1 pseudogene is annotated in these 1,026 nt (G+C 62.8%); it reads right to left on the reverse strand.

The features are described from left to right. Positions 1-820: 820 nt before the first annotated feature. Positions 821-1,026 (reverse strand): annotated as a pseudogene (locus EYC95_RS30060) (IS4 family transposase); the annotation flags it as partial.

The following is a 1,026-nucleotide window of genomic DNA, read 5'->3' on the forward strand; positions in this document are numbered from 1 at the left end:
GGCGTGGTTCGACCGGCTGGGTCTGCCTCGACTCTGCTGACCTCAACTTCTCGAACCGCCCGGTGCGGACCCGCATGCCGGGTGGTGTGGCAGGGGCGCGGCCAGATGGCCGCCTCCTATGCCGATTGGAAAAGCCCCAAAGTAACCAAAGGGCTCTTGCCCCTGACGCTCGGTGCCTCGCTGTGGCTCGGCATGCCCTCGCTCCGGTCCTGCTCCGTGGGCCCGCTGCCATCGGCCATCCATGGCCGGGGGCGGCTAACCCGGCATCCATGCCGGGTTGCCCACTGCGCAGAACCTCCACTCGGCCTCTCGAGGGGGCGGTGCGTCAAGATCAAAAGCTGCAGGCGAGCTAACGCTCGGCCTAATGAGTGGTGAAGAGCGAAAGCCGTACGCAGGTCCATTGTAGGAGCGAGCCTGCTCGCGAAGGGGCCCTGTCAGTCGATATCAATGGTGGATGCCAATCCGCTTTCGCGAGCAGGCTCGCTCCTACATTCTGGATATTTGCCGGGCACGGGATTGGTGTAGGCCGACGCCGAAGTGGCGCACTATCTAAGGACAGGCCGGCCGGTAGGCCGCCTCACTTTTGCTTTTGATCTTGATCTACCTCGTCGGGAGGCCGAGCGGAGGTTCTGCGCAGTGGGCAACCCGGCATGGATGCCGCGGTAGCCGCCCCCGGCCATGGATGGCCGATGGCAGCGGGCCCACGGAGCAGGACCGGAGCGAGGGCATGCCGAGCCACAGCGAGGCACCGTACGTCAGGGGCGAAAGCGTTTGGTTACTTGGCGCTCTTCCAAGTGACCCGCCGTAAGGGCCAGCCCTTTCAAGGTGTTTTCCCTTTATGGGCTTTGAGCACTCGATCGGTCGACACATGAGCATTCGCAGCCTTTCCCTCCAGCCACTCCTTGGGCTTGGCGATTTTGGGGCCGCGTATGCTTTTGGCAACCTGTTTGGGCTTGATATTCCTTGCCAGCGTCAACAAGCGCTGTGCCAGCGTTTCTGTGGTCGATTGAAGTGACAGATAATCCG

It is taken from the genome of Pseudomonas sp. BGI-2 (genome assembly GCF_004310295.1).
Lineage (GTDB): Bacteria > Pseudomonadota > Gammaproteobacteria > Pseudomonadales > Pseudomonadaceae > Aquipseudomonas.